This is a genomic window from Nocardia sp. NPDC049526, from assembly GCF_044465765.1.
GTDB lineage: Bacteria > Actinomycetota > Actinomycetes > Mycobacteriales > Mycobacteriaceae > Nocardia.
Genome location: NZ_JBITMA010000020.1, coordinates 18,913 through 33,101 on the forward strand (window position 1 = coordinate 18,913; position 14,189 = coordinate 33,101).

Annotated in this window: 17 protein-coding genes; 11 read left to right on the forward strand and 6 right to left on the reverse strand. The window is 66.7% G+C overall.

Annotated elements, in window-relative coordinates:
- The first annotated feature begins 15 nt into the window (after nt 1-15).
- Nucleotides 16-561, forward strand: a complete 546-nt coding sequence (locus ACIBW7_RS38750) for a DoxX family protein (protein WP_397055368.1) — start codon at nt 16-18, stop codon at nt 559-561.
- Between the two features lie 73 nt (nt 562-634).
- Here the strand turns inward: ACIBW7_RS38750 and ACIBW7_RS38755 are convergent, their stop codons facing one another.
- The 4 genes from ACIBW7_RS38755 to ACIBW7_RS38770 form a co-directional block, all read right to left on the reverse strand.
- Entirely contained in the window at nt 635-1,345 is a 711-nt protein-coding gene (locus ACIBW7_RS38755; RefSeq protein ID WP_397055370.1) for a methyltransferase domain-containing protein, read from the reverse strand.
- A 195-nt stretch (nt 1,346-1,540) separates the two neighbouring features.
- On the reverse strand, nt 1,541-3,586 hold the full coding sequence (locus ACIBW7_RS38760; RefSeq protein ID WP_397055372.1) for an ATP-dependent DNA helicase: 2,046 nt from the start codon (nt 3,584-3,586) through the stop codon (nt 1,541-1,543).
- A 122-nt stretch (nt 3,587-3,708) separates the two neighbouring features.
- The gene (locus tag ACIBW7_RS38765; RefSeq protein WP_397055374.1) at nt 3,709-4,275 is read right to left on the reverse strand and encodes a nicotinamidase; all 567 of its coding nucleotides are present in this window, start codon (nt 4,273-4,275) and stop codon (nt 3,709-3,711) included.
- A gap of 308 nt (nt 4,276-4,583) precedes the next feature.
- Complete coding sequence (locus tag ACIBW7_RS38770) at nt 4,584-5,879, reverse strand: nicotinate phosphoribosyltransferase (protein WP_397055505.1); 1,296 nt, start codon at nt 5,877-5,879, stop codon at nt 4,584-4,586.
- 120 nt (nt 5,880-5,999) lie between these two features.
- Here ACIBW7_RS38770 and clpS point away from each other — a divergent pair, with 120 nt between their 5' ends.
- The 10 genes from clpS (at nt 6,000) to rdgB (ending at nt 12,952) form a co-directional block, all read left to right on the forward strand.
- Nucleotides 6,000-6,320 (forward strand): ATP-dependent Clp protease adapter ClpS, encoded by a 321-nt coding sequence (gene clpS, locus ACIBW7_RS38775; RefSeq protein WP_040687186.1) that lies wholly within the window; start codon nt 6,000-6,002, stop codon nt 6,318-6,320.
- A 23-nt stretch (nt 6,321-6,343) separates the two neighbouring features.
- A complete protein-coding gene (locus ACIBW7_RS38780; protein WP_397055376.1) occupies nt 6,344-6,913 on the forward strand; it encodes a DUF2017 domain-containing protein in 570 nt (189 codons plus the stop codon).
- Nucleotides 6,914-6,931: 18 nt separating this feature from the next.
- Nucleotides 6,932-8,005: a P1 family peptidase gene (locus ACIBW7_RS38785; RefSeq protein ID WP_397055378.1), complete on the forward strand. Its 1,074-nt coding sequence runs from the start codon at nt 6,932-6,934 to the stop codon at nt 8,003-8,005.
- Between the two features lie 173 nt (nt 8,006-8,178).
- Nucleotides 8,179-8,601 (forward strand): Mov34/MPN/PAD-1 family protein, encoded by a 423-nt coding sequence (locus ACIBW7_RS38790; protein WP_040687189.1) that lies wholly within the window; start codon nt 8,179-8,181, stop codon nt 8,599-8,601.
- Between the two features lie 33 nt (nt 8,602-8,634).
- Nucleotides 8,635-8,907, forward strand: coding sequence for a MoaD/ThiS family protein (locus tag ACIBW7_RS38795; protein WP_040687190.1), 273 nt, complete (start codon nt 8,635-8,637; stop codon nt 8,905-8,907).
- Nucleotides 8,908-8,915: 8 nt separating this feature from the next.
- Complete coding sequence (locus ACIBW7_RS38800; RefSeq protein ID WP_397055381.1) at nt 8,916-9,878, forward strand: PLP-dependent cysteine synthase family protein; 963 nt, start codon at nt 8,916-8,918, stop codon at nt 9,876-9,878.
- Between the two features lie 90 nt (nt 9,879-9,968).
- Complete coding sequence (locus ACIBW7_RS38805; protein ID WP_397055383.1) at nt 9,969-10,685, forward strand: rhomboid family intramembrane serine protease; 717 nt, start codon at nt 9,969-9,971, stop codon at nt 10,683-10,685.
- Nucleotides 10,686-10,763: 78 nt separating this feature from the next.
- Nucleotides 10,764-11,528, forward strand: a complete 765-nt coding sequence (locus tag ACIBW7_RS38810) for a cyclic nucleotide-degrading phosphodiesterase (protein WP_397055384.1) — start codon at nt 10,764-10,766, stop codon at nt 11,526-11,528.
- A 42-nt stretch (nt 11,529-11,570) separates the two neighbouring features.
- A complete protein-coding gene (gene rph / locus ACIBW7_RS38815; protein WP_040687192.1) occupies nt 11,571-12,341 on the forward strand; it encodes a ribonuclease PH in 771 nt (256 codons plus the stop codon).
- Nucleotides 12,341-12,952: an RdgB/HAM1 family non-canonical purine NTP pyrophosphatase gene (gene rdgB, locus ACIBW7_RS38820; RefSeq protein WP_397055387.1), complete on the forward strand. Its 612-nt coding sequence runs from the start codon at nt 12,341-12,343 to the stop codon at nt 12,950-12,952. The genes rph and rdgB overlap by 1 nt, the downstream gene beginning before the upstream one ends.
- Nucleotides 12,953-13,328: 376 nt before the next feature.
- Here rdgB and ACIBW7_RS38825 read toward each other — a convergent pair whose 3' ends face one another.
- Nucleotides 13,329-13,628, reverse strand: a complete 300-nt coding sequence (locus ACIBW7_RS38825) for a DUF3817 domain-containing protein (RefSeq protein ID WP_397055507.1) — start codon at nt 13,626-13,628, stop codon at nt 13,329-13,331.
- A 71-nt stretch (nt 13,629-13,699) separates the two neighbouring features.
- The gene (locus ACIBW7_RS38830) at nt 13,700-14,155 is read right to left on the reverse strand and encodes a transcriptional regulator (RefSeq protein WP_397055389.1); all 456 of its coding nucleotides are present in this window, start codon (nt 14,153-14,155) and stop codon (nt 13,700-13,702) included.
- Between the last annotated feature and the right edge of the window lie 34 nt (nt 14,156-14,189).

The window sequence follows — 14,189 nt, forward strand, 5'->3', positions numbered from 1 at the left end:
CGGATGAGGACCAGCATGTCTTCCAACGGCACACTCGAACGCCCCGCTCATCCGAGTGGCGCGACTCTCGACAACTCCGCCGCCGATATCGGCCTCTTGGTACTGCGCGTCGTCTTCGGCGGCCTGCTCGCGGCGCACGGCGCTCAGAAACTGTTCGGCTGGTTCAGCGGCATAGGTTGGAGCGGCAACGCCGCCGCCTTCGATTCCATGGGCTACAACCCCGGAAAACTGTTCGGCACCCTCGCTGGGCTCAGCGAATTCACCGGCGGCATCCTGCTGCTGCTCGGCCTGCTGACGCCACTGGCCTCGGCCATCGTGCTCGGCACCATGATCAATGCGATCAATGCCACCTGGGGTGGCGGCCTGCTGTCCGGTAAGGGCTACGAAATGCCCTTGCTGTTCGCCGCCGTCGGCGCTGTCGTCGCGTTCACCGGTCCCGGCAAGTTTTCCCTCGATCACGGCCGTCCGTGGCAGCGTCAGGGCATTGTCTGGGGCGTGGCGGCGATCACGGTGGCCGTGATCGCGGCTGTCGTCACGTTGATTCTCAAGTGGACGCTCTGATCTCGTAACAGATTGCGGCGCGGTGACCTAGGATGGTCGCCGCGCCGCGCTTTCATCTGGGTGGCAATCGTTTTCACGTTTCGTCACGGTTCGAGTGCAGGACCAGAACCGTGGTCGCGCCGTGATGGAACTCGTAGGCGCTCTCCCGGAGCGACGAGCGTATTCCCTTGTCGTGTAGTTCTTTTCGCAGATGTGCGACCAGATCGTCTTGGCGTGCGCCGGTGTGATCGACCAGTGGGTAGAGGCGAGTCTCGCCTACGGACACTCGGGAGAGTTCGAGCAGGGCCGCCAGGTGGAAATCCGGATCGAGGCGGTCGGCGTAGGTGAAGAGCAGATGTGAGCTGAGGACCAGATCGAAACTGTTGTCGGCAAAGGGAAGCGACGGCAGCAGCGCCGCGACGTATCGATCGCGATGCGCGATGAGGTCGGCGCCGAAGCGGGCCGCCGCGGCCAGGCGTATCGCTCGGTGCTGCTGCGGATCGCCGTAGAAGTCCCACCGATATCGGTCCAGATGCGCTGTCGCCCAAATGTTTCCGCGATCGGTTTCGGAGATGGCGAGGGTGCGCAGTTGCTCCGCGGGTTGGGCGTAGATCGGATCCGCCGCGATGACCGTGGCCCCGAGTTCACTCGCCTCCGCGGTGAAACTTGCTGCGCCGCCTGGACAGTCGAGCATGCGTCCGCTGAGGTCGGTTTCGGTGAGTGCGAAGATCGCCCGGTATTCGGCCAAAGATCTTGCGCTGATCAAGAATTCGCCGAGGGTGTCGATATCTGGCTGGTGCGTCATTGGGAAACGGTCTCATGGGCGGACCAGCGCTGACAGGGGATTTGTGGTGTCCCCGCGCCGCGTGCAGGGCTTGGCGCGGGGACTCGCCGATACATCCGGCGTGGGAATTGGGGTTCCACCGAAGTATCGATTCTGAATTTACTTCTGTCTGGAAATATTGGAATGCTTTGTGAGTGGTCTCACAGCTTCACCAGATCAGGCGGTTGCGGCGGTCAGTCGACGCAGCGCTTTGGTGACGACTTCGGGATCCGAGGTCTCCCAGTACGGCGGCAGTGAGGCACGAAGATAACCGCCGTAGCGCGCGGTCGCCAAACGGGAATCCAGGATCGCCACGACCCCCCGGTCATCGACGCTGCGCAAGAGCCTGCCGGTGCCCTGGGCCAGCAGCAGCGCGGCGTGATTGGCGGCGACGGTCATGAAGCCATTGCCGCCGCGCGACTCGACGGCCCGTTGTCGCGCGGTCAGCAGCGGATCGTCGGGCCGCGGGAACGGGATCCGATCCAGGATCACCAGACTCAGCGACGGCCCCGGCACATCGACGCCCTGCCACAGCGACAGCGTGCCGAACAGGGACGTCTCGGGGTCGTCGGCGAACTTGCGCACCAGCGCGCCGGTTGCGTCGTCCCCTTGACATAAAACAGGCGTATTCAGCCGCTCGCGGAGTGCGTCGGTGGCCGCGCGTGCGGCGCGCATCGAGGAGAACAGCCCGAGCGTGCGCCCGCCCGCAGCGCCGATCAGCCGCTCGATTTCGTCGAGGTAGACCGGTGCCAGACCGTCTCGGCCGGGCGCGGGCAGATGTTTCGCGACATACAGAATGCCGGATTTGGCATGGTCGAACGGCGAGCCGACGTCGAGCGAACTCCAGCGCACAGTCTCCGCGTCCGAGGGCGCCTGCGCGCCGTTGGCGGTTGCGGTATCGCTGCGGTTGCCCGATTGTGCAGGGAGACCCCAGGTGATAGCGAGTCCGTCGAAAGAGCCGCCTATCTGCAGGGTGGCCGATGTCAGCACGACGGTAGCGGTGCCGAAAAGTCTGCTGCGCAGTAGCCCGCCCACCGACAGCGGCGCCATCCGCAGCGTGCGCCGGGTGACGCCGCGGATCTCGTCGGCGGCGAGCCAGATGACATCGTGACGCTTGGCCGGATCGGATTCGTCGAAGGTGGTCAAGGCGCGCACCGCGCTGTCGTGCACCTCATCGATGGCGGCCAGCGCCTGGGTGCGGGCGGCGGCGCTTTCCGGATCACCCTGTGCGGTGGCGCCGCCCTGCGGCGCGAGCGCGGTGCGGGCATTCCAGGCGGCATCGCGGACCAGTGCGAGTACCGGCGCGATCCCGTCGGGCAGTGCGTCCCAGCGGGCGGCGGGCAGTTCGTCGAGCACCGTGTGCCAGGCCTCGGCGGCCTCCTCGAGCCGGTCGACTTCCTGTTGGTCGATGAGTTTGGCGCAGCGCCGAGCTGCCGCGCTGATCGCCGATGCGGCCAGTTCGGCGGTGGCGACGCCGGTGACCCGATCGACCAATTCGTGCGCCTCATCGATCACGACCACATCGTGTTCGGGCAGTACCTGGATGCCGCTGATCGCATCGATGGCGAGCAGGGCGTGATTGGTCACCACCACATCGGCCTGCGCCGATTCCGCCCTTGCCAGTTCGGCGAAGCAGTCCTGGCCGAACTGGCAGCGCGACTTGCCGAGGCATTCCCGCGACGACACGCTGACCTGCCGCCAGGCCCGATCGGTGACACCGGGAGCGAGCTCGTCCCGGTCACCGGTTTCGGTGTTCGAGGCCCATTCGTTGAGCCGCTGCACCTCCCGGCCCAATCGCGAGATGGCGAATGCGTCGAAGAGTTCGGCCTCCGCGGGCTCGTCCGGAATCACGCTATTGATCTTGTTCAGGCACAGATAGTTATTGCGCCCCTTGAGGATCGCGAATTTAGCCTCCCGGCCGAGCGGCTTGCTCAGCGCCTCGGCCAGTCGCGGCAGATCTCGGTCGACGAGTTGGCGCTGCAGCGCGATGGTCGCGGTCGACACCACCACGGTCCGGCCGGTGCGCACCGCATGACGCAGGCTCGGCACCAGGTACGCCAGCGACTTTCCGGTACCGGTGCCCGCCTGCACCGCGAGGTGCTCCTTGGTATCGATGGCGTGATCCACCGCCGCCGCCATCGTCACCTGCCCGACGCGCTCCTTCCCGCCGAGTGCGCGCACAGCGGTGGCCAAAAGCTCGGGAACGGGCGGCAGTTCGGGCACGCGACGAGCCTACTGCTTGGGACCGACACCGATCACCGCCCGATCGGATCCTCGGCCTGCTTCGCACACCTTCCATACGCGAACTCGGCGTGTCCTGCGCAGGTCGGGGCAGGCGGTCTGCGTCAGTGAACGACCGAACCCTCGATATCCACTCCGGCCGCGCGCATGCGATCGAGTGCTGCGGTGGTCGTGTCGGGGGCGACGCCCGCGGTGAAGTCCAGCAGCACCCTGGTGTCGAAACCTTCGATGCGGGCGTCCAGTGCGGTCGCGCGGACGCAGTGGTCGGTGGCGATGCCGACGATGTCGAGTTCGTCGATGGCGCGCTCGCGCAGCCAGTCCGCGAGGCCGGTGCCGTCCTCGGTTGCGCCTTCGAAACCCGAATAGGCGGCGGAGTATTGGCCCTTGGAGAAGATCTCCTGGATCTGCTCGGTATTCAGGGCGGGGTGGAAATCCGCACCGGAGGTGCCGACTCGGCAGTGCGGTGGCCAGGTGTCCACATAATCGGGATGTTCGGAGAAATGACCGCCGGGATCGATGTGGTAGTCGCGGGTGGCGACGACCGCACTGTAATGCGCGGAGTTCAGGTAGCCGGTGATGCGCCGGGCGACCGTGGCCCCGCCGGTGACGGCCAGCGATCCGCCCTCGCAGAAATCGTTCTGCACGTCGACGATGATCAACGCTCGGTTCATGTCGACCTCACTTTCCCACGATCTGAGAACCGAGGGTGTAAACACTCGGCACCTGTCTGTGGATTACATTGTGCCGCCTGATCGATCGGGCGGGCTACGAACACTGGAGGTCCACGTGAGCAGCGCCGTCAGAATTCCGATCGCACTCTTCATCGGCTATACGGCCTATCTCGCCGTCGGCTTTCTGCTCGGCAACCGGCCCGACGAGGTCGTCGACTGGGTACGGCTGCTGCTCCGGGGCGTCCTGATCGTGCTGGTAGCCGTCTCCATCGTGGAATGGGCGAACCGACGCAACGCCGCAGCTCGGGTCAATTCACAAACGTCGTCGGAATCGCGGGCTCCCCAGCCGACAGTTTCAGGCCCTCCCACGGCAGGCTGACCAACCCGCGCGCCACCAACTTGCGACTGTCCGCGAGGGTGGGCAGCCCATCGACCGGTTCGCCACCGCGCACCAGTGGTGCCATCAGCTCGCGAACCTCGAATCCGTTTGCGGCGGGCTGGTTTCCGGCGGCCGGGTACACGATCTCCTCGACCAGGGTGCCGGTCCTGCGGGACAGTCGAATCGCCTTCTTGGTGCCGCCGCGCGACTCCTTGTGGCTGCTGCGCTTCGCGACCGGCAGCCCGTCCACCTCGACCAGCTTGTAGACCATTCCGGCGGTGGGCGCCCCGGACCCGGTGACCAGCGACGTCCCGACCCCATAGGCGTCCACCGGTTCGGCCCGCAGTGCGGCGATCGCGTACTCGTCCAGATCGCCGGAGACCACGATGCGGGTCTTGGTCGCGCCGAGTCCGTCGAGTTGGTCGCGCACCTGCCTGGCCAGTACGCCGAGATCACCGGAATCGATACGCACACCGCCCAATTCGGGTCCGGCGATCTCGATTGCGGTCGCCACCCCCTGGGTGATGTCGAAGGTGTCGACCAGCAGTGTGGTGCCGATGCCGAGCGCCTCGATCTGACTGCGGAACGCGGCCGCCTCGTGCGCACCGTCCGCGGCGCTGTGCAGCAGGGTGAACGCATGCGCGCTGGTGCCGGCGCCGGGCACGCCGAAGCGGCGCACGGCCTCCAGATTGGAGGTGGCGTCGAAACCGGCCAGATATGCGGCGCGCGAGCAGGACGGCGCGGCGAGTTCGTGAGCGCGGCGCGAACCCATTTCGATCATTCGACGACTCGCGGCCGCGCTCACCATGCGGGCGGCGGCCGAGGCGATCGCGCTGTCGTGATTGAGGATCGACAAGGCGAGGGTCTCCAACAGGACGCATTCGGCGAAGCTGCCGCGCACCGAAAGAATCGGGGAGCCCGGGAAATACAGCTCGCCCTCCGGATAGCCGTCGATATCGCCGGTGAAGCGGTAGTCGCGCAGCCAATCGATGGTTTTCGAGTCCAGGAAACCGGCCGCGACCGCGAGCTCCGATTCCTCGAAACGGAAATGCGCCAGCGCGTCGACCAGTCGGCCGGTACCCGCGACAACGCCGTAGCGGCGACCATTCGGCAACCGCCTTGCAAACACCTCGAAGGTGCAGCGACGGTGCGCCGAGCCGTCGCCCAGGGCGGCCGCGAGCATGGTCAGTTCGTACTGATCGGTCAGCAGTGCGGTGCTGCGCATGTCCACGAAAGCCACTGTAGACAGCCGCGGCGGGCATGATAGGCCGGTGTGGCCGGGGTGTCTGTCGATTCCTGGTGCGCGGGTGTTGTGTATCCGGAGTCGAGTCGTACCCTGAGTGTTATGGCCTTGTGCGAAGTGAACGCGACACTGTCGGCGGCACAGGCGACTCCGGAGGCGGTCGAATACACCGAGATCCTGGAGGCCGAGGACCGTCCGTGGGTGACGGTCGTCTGGGATGATCCGGTCAACCTCATGCACTACGTCGCCTACATCTTTCAGAAGCTGTTCGGCTACAGCAAAGCGAAGGCGACCGAATTGATGCTCAAGGTGCACAACGAGGGCAAGGCAGTGGTGTCGTCGGGTTCGCGGGACAAGATGGAACAGGACGTGCGTCGGCTGCATGCCGCGGGACTCTGGGCGACCATGCAGCGGGACGACTGACCGGTACGACTACCCTGACGTCAGTGCGTAAGTGGAGCCGGAAGAACTCGCTGAGCGGCCTCAAATTGCGATCCGAAATGGACGCGCGTGAGGCGAGCGTACTGCGGTCCCTGGTCGGCGCCGTTTCCGGCCTGCTGACCGAGCGGGCCGATTCTGCACCCGATGATGAGCTCGCCGAGCTCACCGGGCTGCGTAGCGGCAATACGACCCCGCCCGACGATCCCCGGCTGCACCGGCTGCTGCCGGATTTCCACCGGAGTGAACCGGGTTCTCCTGATGCCGATCGCGCCGATCTCAACAGTGCGCTGCGCGGCTTGCACGAGCCGGAGATCATCGATGCCAAATTGGCGGCCGGATCGGTGGTGCTGAAAACGGTGCCGACCGACGGCGGGAAGATCGTGCTGACGCCGGAGCAGGCCGACGCCTGGTTGACCGCGCTGACCGATGTGCGGCTGGCATTGGGCACGGTGCTCGGAATCGATGCCGAGACACCGGATCACCTCGAGCCCGATGATCCGCGTGGGCCGCATCTGGATGTTTATCACTGGCTGACTTGGATGCAGGATTCCCTGCTGCAGGCCCTCGCGCCCTGACGGTCCGGGTTGATCGTGATGAGCAGCCAGGAGAATGTGCAAGCGGGACAGCGGAATTCGCTCACCGATGTCCCCAGCCTGCTAGTCGGGCACCATCATGTGCTCGATCCGGATGCGACGCTGGGTTCCGGCGCGGCGACCGGCTGCACCGTCGTGCGCGTCCCCGGCGGGGCGGTCGCCGCGGTCGATGTGCGCGGCGGCGGACCGGGGACCAGGGAAACCGATCTGCTCGACCCGGGCAACACTGTGCGCCAAGTGAATTCGATCCTGCTCACCGGCGGTAGCGCCTACGGACTCGCGGCCGCGGACGGCGTAATGCGTTGGCTGGAGGAACATCACGAGGGCATACCGATGGATCCGGCCGATCCGAGCCGGGTGGTACCCATCGTTCCCGCCGCGGTGATCTTCGATCTTCCGGTGGGGGACTGGCGAATTCGACCGACCGCCGATTTCGGTTTCCTGGCGGCCGAGGCCGCGGCGGAGGAGTTCGAGCGCGGGTGCGTCGGCGCGGGCGTCGGTGCGCGGGCCGGTTCGATCAAGGGCGGCGTGGGGACCGCGAGCGTTGTGCTCGGCGCGGGTGCTGCCGCGGGCGTCACGGTGGCGGCGCTGGTCGTCGCCAATCCGGTCGGCTCGGTCTTCGATCCGCGCACCGGCTTGCCTTGGGGTGTCGGCACCGAGGGCCGCGACGTATTCGGCCTGGATCCCGCCACGCCCGACCAACTGGCCGTGGCCAACGCCCTCCCGGTCAAGGGCACCGTTCTCAACACGACCATCGGCGTGGTCGCCACCGATGCACCCCTCGACCCCGCCGGTTGCCGGCGCATGGCCACCACCGCCCATGACGGGCTCGCCCGCGCCATACGCCCTGCCCACTCACCCCTCGACGGTGACACCCTTTTCGCGCTGTCCACCGGCACCGCCGAAATCACCGCCGCCCCGATGCCGCCCGCCTTCCCGTCCGACCTGCTGGTGCTGGACGAGGTCTGCACCGCGGCGGCCGTCTGCGTCGAGCGCGCCATCGTCGACGCCATCCTTTCCGCCCACTCCGTGGCAGGCATCCCTGCCTACTCGGACCTCTTCCCACGCTCCTAGCGGGCTCCCATACCGAGATGCCGGGTGGAATCCGCGAAAGTGTGCGGGAGCGTTGGCAACAGCGCCGGGGAGGGTACCGGCCGACAGGCGGGTGGGAATAGCCGAATATTCTGGGTCGTTGTCGGGTGCGATGTGTCGGCAGCGGATATGCCGAATGCGGAAGGGTTTGACTCGTGCTGGTGATCAGGACCGACCTGGTGGAGGCGATGGTGGCGCATGCGCGCGCCGATCACCCGGACGAGGCCTGCGGCGTCATCGCCGGTCCGGAGGGTTCGGATCGGCCGGAGCGGTTTATCGCCATGGTCAATGCCGAGCGCTCACCGACCTTCTACCGGTTCGATTCCGGTGAACAGCTGAAGGTGTGGCGGGCGATGGACGATGCCGACGAGACCCCGGTTGTGATCTACCACTCGCACACCGCCACCGAGGCCTATCCGAGCCGCACCGATATCTCCTATGCGTCCGAGCCGTTCGCGCATTACGTGTTGATCTCCACCCGCGATCCCGAGCAGCACGAGCTGCGCAGCTACCGGATCGTGGACGGTGAGGTCACCGAGGAGCCGGTCCGGATCGTCGATGCGTACGAGACCGTTTAGTACCCCTATGTTCGTCGAATTCGAGGAGTTCCCATGCCGGTAACCGTGTCCATCCCGACCATCATGCGTGGCCTTACCGGAGGCGAGAAGCGTGTCGACGCGCAGGGCTCGACCCTGTCCGCGCTGATCGACAATCTCGACGCCAACCATCCGGGCCTCGCGGAGCGGCTGCTCAAGGACGGAAAGCTGAACCGCTACGTCAACATCTACGTCGACGACGAAGATGTGCGCTTCGCGGGCGGCCTCGACGCGGAGGTGCCCGAGGGTGCGAGCGTCACCATCCTGCCCGCCGTCGCCGGAGGCTGATCCACCCCGTGGCGCGCTACGAATCGCTGATCGCGACCCTCGGCAACACTCCGCTCGTCGGGCTGCGCAACCTGTCCCCGCAGTGGGACGGTGATCACCCGGTGCGGCTGTGGGCCAAACTCGAGGACCGCAACCCGACCGGTTCCATCAAGGACCGGCCGGCCCTGCGGATGATCGAACAGGCCGAGGCCGACGGCCTGCTGACGCCCGGCCGCACGATCCTGGAGCCGACCAGCGGAAATACCGGCATATCGCTGGCCATGGCGGCCAAACTCAAGGGCTACCGGCTGGTCTGCGTGATGCCGGAGAACACCTCGGTCGAGCGGCGTCAGCTGCTGACCATGTTCGGTGCGGAGATCATCGATTCCCCGGCCGCGGGCGGTTCGAATCAGGCGGTCGCGCTGGCCAAGCAGATCGCGGCGGAGAATCCGGACTGGGTGATGCTGTACCAGTACGGCAATCCGGCCAATGCCTTGGCGCACTATGAGACCACCGGCCCGGAGATTCTCGCCGACCTGCCCGAGATCACGCATTTCGTCGCGGGTCTGGGCACCACCGGCACGCTCATGGGGACCGGCCGCTTCCTGCGCGAGAAGGTGCCCGGCATCGAAATCGTCGCGGCGGAACCGCGCTACGGCGAACTCGTGTACGGACTGCGCAATATCGATGAGGGCTTCATTCCTGAGCTTTACGACGAGTCCGTGCTGACCACTCGTTTTTCGGTCGGTCCCTTTGATGCGGTGAAGCGCACCCGCGAATTGGTGCTGGAAGAGGGCATTTTCGCGGGCATTTCGACCGGCGCCATTCTGCATGCGGCGCTCGGTGTCGCGCGCAAATGCTTGCGGGCGGGCACGCGGGCGGATATCGCCTTTGTGGTTGCCGACGGCGGGTGGAAGTATCTGTCGACCGGCGCGTACGACGGGACTCTCGAAGAGGCCGAGGAACGCCTCGACGGCCAGCTCTGGGCCTGAGTTCGTCGGCCGCTGGGTCGCGATATGGCCCGGTACTCTCGAAAGAGCGGGCCCTTGCGCGCCGAGGACTCGCTCCACGAGGAGGTTGCGATGACCGGCGGTTCGGGAATCGGTTCGTCGTTCGATCCGGAGCGGATCGCCGCACTGCGCGCCCAACTGGGGCAACCGAGCGTGTCGACTCCCGGTACGCCCGCCGAACCGAATAGCCTCGCGCCGATCAGACAGCTCTGGCTGCGCGCGGGCGTCATCATCACCGCATTCGTCGCCCTGCTCTACGGCATCGAAGGTGTCGACGAACTCGACCACAACCAACTCGATTACAACGGCATCGAACCGCGCGAGGCGGACGGCCTGTGGGGCATTCTCTGGGCCCCGGTCCTGCACCACGGCTGGGATCACCTGTTCGCCAATACGCTTCCGGTTATCGTCCTCGGCTTCATCACCCTGCTCGCGGGCATCGGGCGCGGACTCGCCGCGACCGCGATCATCTGGATCGTGGCCGGAGTCGGCGTCTGGCTCACCGGCGCCACCGGTTCGGTGCACCTCGGCGCGTCGTCGCTGATCTTCGGCTGGCTGACCTTCCTGATCTCGCGCGGCTGGTTCGCCCGCAACCTCGTGCAGATCGGCGTCGGCCTGGTTGTGCTGGCGATTTACGGGTCGGTGCTGTGGGGTGTGCTGCCAGGACAGCCCGGAATCTCTTGGCAGGGGCATCTTTTCGGGGCAATGGGTGGAGTGCTGGCCGGCTGGGTACTCTCTGGTGATGCACGCCGAAACCGCCGCGGGGATCGAGCCGGAGTCAATGCGTAGTCGTGGTCGTTGCGCGACTCGTAGCGGAATGTGGGGGATCGGTTCTTGAGTGAGAAATCGTCGTGGCAGCATGGGGGAATGCGCCTTACCGTCCTCGGGTGCTCGGGCAGTGTGTCCGGCCCGGACTCCCCAGCGTCGGGGTACCTATTGACCGGACCGGATATGTCGCCGGTGGTCATCGATTTCGGGCCCGGCGTGCTCGGGGCATTGCAGCGCTACGCCGATCCCGGTGAGGTCGATATCTTCCTCACACATCTGCATGCCGATCACTGCCTGGATCTGCCCGGACTGCTGGTCTGGCGGCGTTACCACCCGACACCACCGGTGGGGCGGGCGATCGTGCGCGGCCCGTCCGATAGCGCGGTGCGCATCGGCAATGCCTCCGCCGAGATCGGCGGTGAATGCGACGACTGGTCCGACGTCATCGATCACCAGACGTGGGTCGAGGGCGAGGCGATCGAATTCGGTCCGGGCCATACGGTGCTCGCGCGTCGGATGTATCACCCGCCGGAGTCGTACGGGCTGCGCATCGCGACCGCGTCCGGGCGGACCTTCGTCTACACCGGCGATACCGCGATGTGCGATGCGGTTCTCGAACTCGCGCAGGGCGCCGACCTTCTCATGTCGGAGGCGTCGTGGACGCACGATCCGGCCAACAGGCCCCCCGGTATTCATCTCTCCGGTACCGATGCAGGCATTATCGCCGCGCGTGCGGGCGTGAAAGAGTTGCTGCTCACCCACATTCCGCCGTGGACCTCCCGCGAGGACGTGATCGCCGAGGCGAAGGCGCAGTTCTCCGGACCGGTGCACGCCGTCGCACCGGGCGAGACCTTCGACATCTGACCGGTTGCCGCGCGCGGTTGGCCATGTGACTAGGCTTGGCGCGTGTCGAGACGAGCCGATGGCAGGGCGGACGATGAGCTCCGCGAGGTACGTATCACCCGTGGCTTCACCACGCATCCAGCCGGTTCGGTGCTGGTGGAGTTCGGGCAGACCCGGGTGATGTGCACCGCGAGCGTCACCGAGGGCGTGCCCCCGTGGCGTCGCGATTCCGGGCTCGGCTGGCTCACCGCCGAATACGCGATGCTGCCCGCGGCCACGCATACCCGTAGCGGACGGGAATCGGTGAAGGGCAAGGTCGGCGGGCGCACCCAGGAGATCAGCCGGCTGGTCGGCCGGTCACTGCGCGCATGCATCGACCTCGCGGCCATCGGCGAGAACACCATTGCCATCGACTGCGACGTGCTGCAGGCCGACGGTGGCACTCGGACCGCGGCCATCACCGGCGCGTACGTCGCGCTCTCGGATGCGGTCACCTACCTCGGCGCGGCAGGCGGATTGGCCGACCCCCAGCCGATCTCGTGTGCGATCGCCGCGGTGAGCGTCGGCGTCGTCGACGGCCGGGTGCGGTTGGACCTGCCGTACGAAGAGGATTCGCGCGCCGAGGTCGATATGAATGTGGTCGCCACCGATACCGGGACCCTGGTGGAGATCCAGGGCACCGGTGAAGGCGCCACCTTCCCACGCTCCACCCTGGACAAGCTGCTCGATTCCGCACTTGCGGGATGCGACCGGCTGTTCGCCATCCAGAAAGAGGCGCTCGCACTGCCGTATCCGGGTGTGCTGCCGCAGCCTGCCGAGTCGAAGAAGAAGTGATGTCGCGCCGCGTCCTGGTCGCCAGTCGCAATGCCAAGAAGTTGAACGAACTGCGTCGGATCCTCGCCGACGCGGGTATCGCGGGCATCGAGATCGTCGGACTCGGCGATGTGCCTGCCTACGACGAGGCGCCCGAGACCGGCGCGACCTTCGAGGAGAATGCGCTGGCGAAGGCGCGCGATGGTGCCGCCGCCACCGGATTACCTTGTGTCGCAGATGATTCCGGGATCGCGGTGGACGCGTTGAACGGGATGCCCGGTGTGCTGTCCGCGCGCTGGTCCGGGGGGCACGGCGACGATGCGGCCAATAACGCGCTGCTGCTCGCCCAACTCGGTGACGTGCCGGACGAGCGGCGCGGCGCACAGTTCGTTTCCACTTGCGCGCTGGTGGTGCCCGGCGGCACCGAGATCGTGGTCCGCGGTGAATGGCCCGGTGCGATCGGCCGGAAACCGGTGGGCGACGGCGGTTTCGGCTACGACCCGCTGTTCATTCCGGCAGGCGGCGATATCACCGCTGCTCAGCTGACCCCCGCCGAGAAGGATGCCGTGTCCCATCGCGGTCGCGCGCTGACTCAGCTTCTCCCGGCGCTCGCGGCCCTCGCTGAGGCCTGAGTCAGCCGCACGCTCGAGGGCCCGCAACCGCCGCGGATCCCGGCGACGGATGTGCGCCGCGCGACGGGTGCTGATTCCTGTGGGAGGGCGCGGGTTGCGCGACGGGCTGATTCCGCCGGAAGGTTGCAGGCTTCGCAACGGGTACGGAGCCTGGCGGGAGGGTGCAGGTGCCACAACGGGGGCGGCGCAACGGGTGCGGGCCGTGCATTGGGTAGTGATCCCTGCATAACGGTGCTGGCCCAGGTGCCGTGCCCGGACTTGGAATTTGCAGCGGCAGTGCGACGGTGCTGATCCCGGCAACGGGCGCGGAGGCCGCGACGGGTGCGGAGGCCGCGACGGGTGCGGAAGCCGCGACGGGTGCGGCGTCAGGGGTGGGTCAGAGGTTGAAGTCTTGTTTGACCTTGTTCGCGTTGACGTGTTCGACGAAGAAGGACAGCAGCGGGACGGTGCCTGCGATCAGGGTGCCGACGGTGCGCGGGATCGGCCAGCGCACCTTGACCGCGAGGTCGGCGGTGACCAGCAGGTAGACGAAATAGACCCAGCCGTGCACGACCGCGATCCAGTTCGGGGTGTGCACGTCGAAGCCGTACTTGGCGATCATTTCGCCGGTGAGCAGCAGCAGCCACAGACCCGTCGTCCAGGCGAGCACGCGGTAGCGCAGCAATGCGGGCTTGATCTTCGCGACATTCGTGGCCGTCGGCTCGGGGGTGAGCGTCGCGGCGGATTCGGTCGAGTTCTCGCTGGTGGTCAACCGGCGCTCCTGTGTGTGTCGTGGGCGAGGCCCGCGTCCCGGACGTGTTGGTCGATATCTTGTGCGTGCAGCTCGGCCAGATACTTGTTGTATTCGGCGAGCACCGGATCATCGTCGCGGGCGGCCCTGGGCCGCTCGGGCAGCAGTCCGGCCGGAATCTCGCGCGGCGCATCGACTTTCGCGGGTCGGCGCGCCTTCGCGGGAGCCGGTTCGGCTTCCGGCTCCTTATCCGCTTCGGATTCCAGCCGCACGAACCGGAAGTACGCGAAGACCGCGAACCCGGCGAACAGCGGCCACTGCAATGCGTAGCCGAGATTCTGACCGGTGCCGCTCGCGGATTCGAACCGCTCCCACTGCCACCATCCCAATGCCAGGCAGGCGAGGGCGGCCACGACCACCAGCACGATGAGGGCCGGGCGATTGTGTGCCGAGCGGCGAGGTGGAGCGGACACGCATACCACGGTACCCGTCTACTACACGGTACGT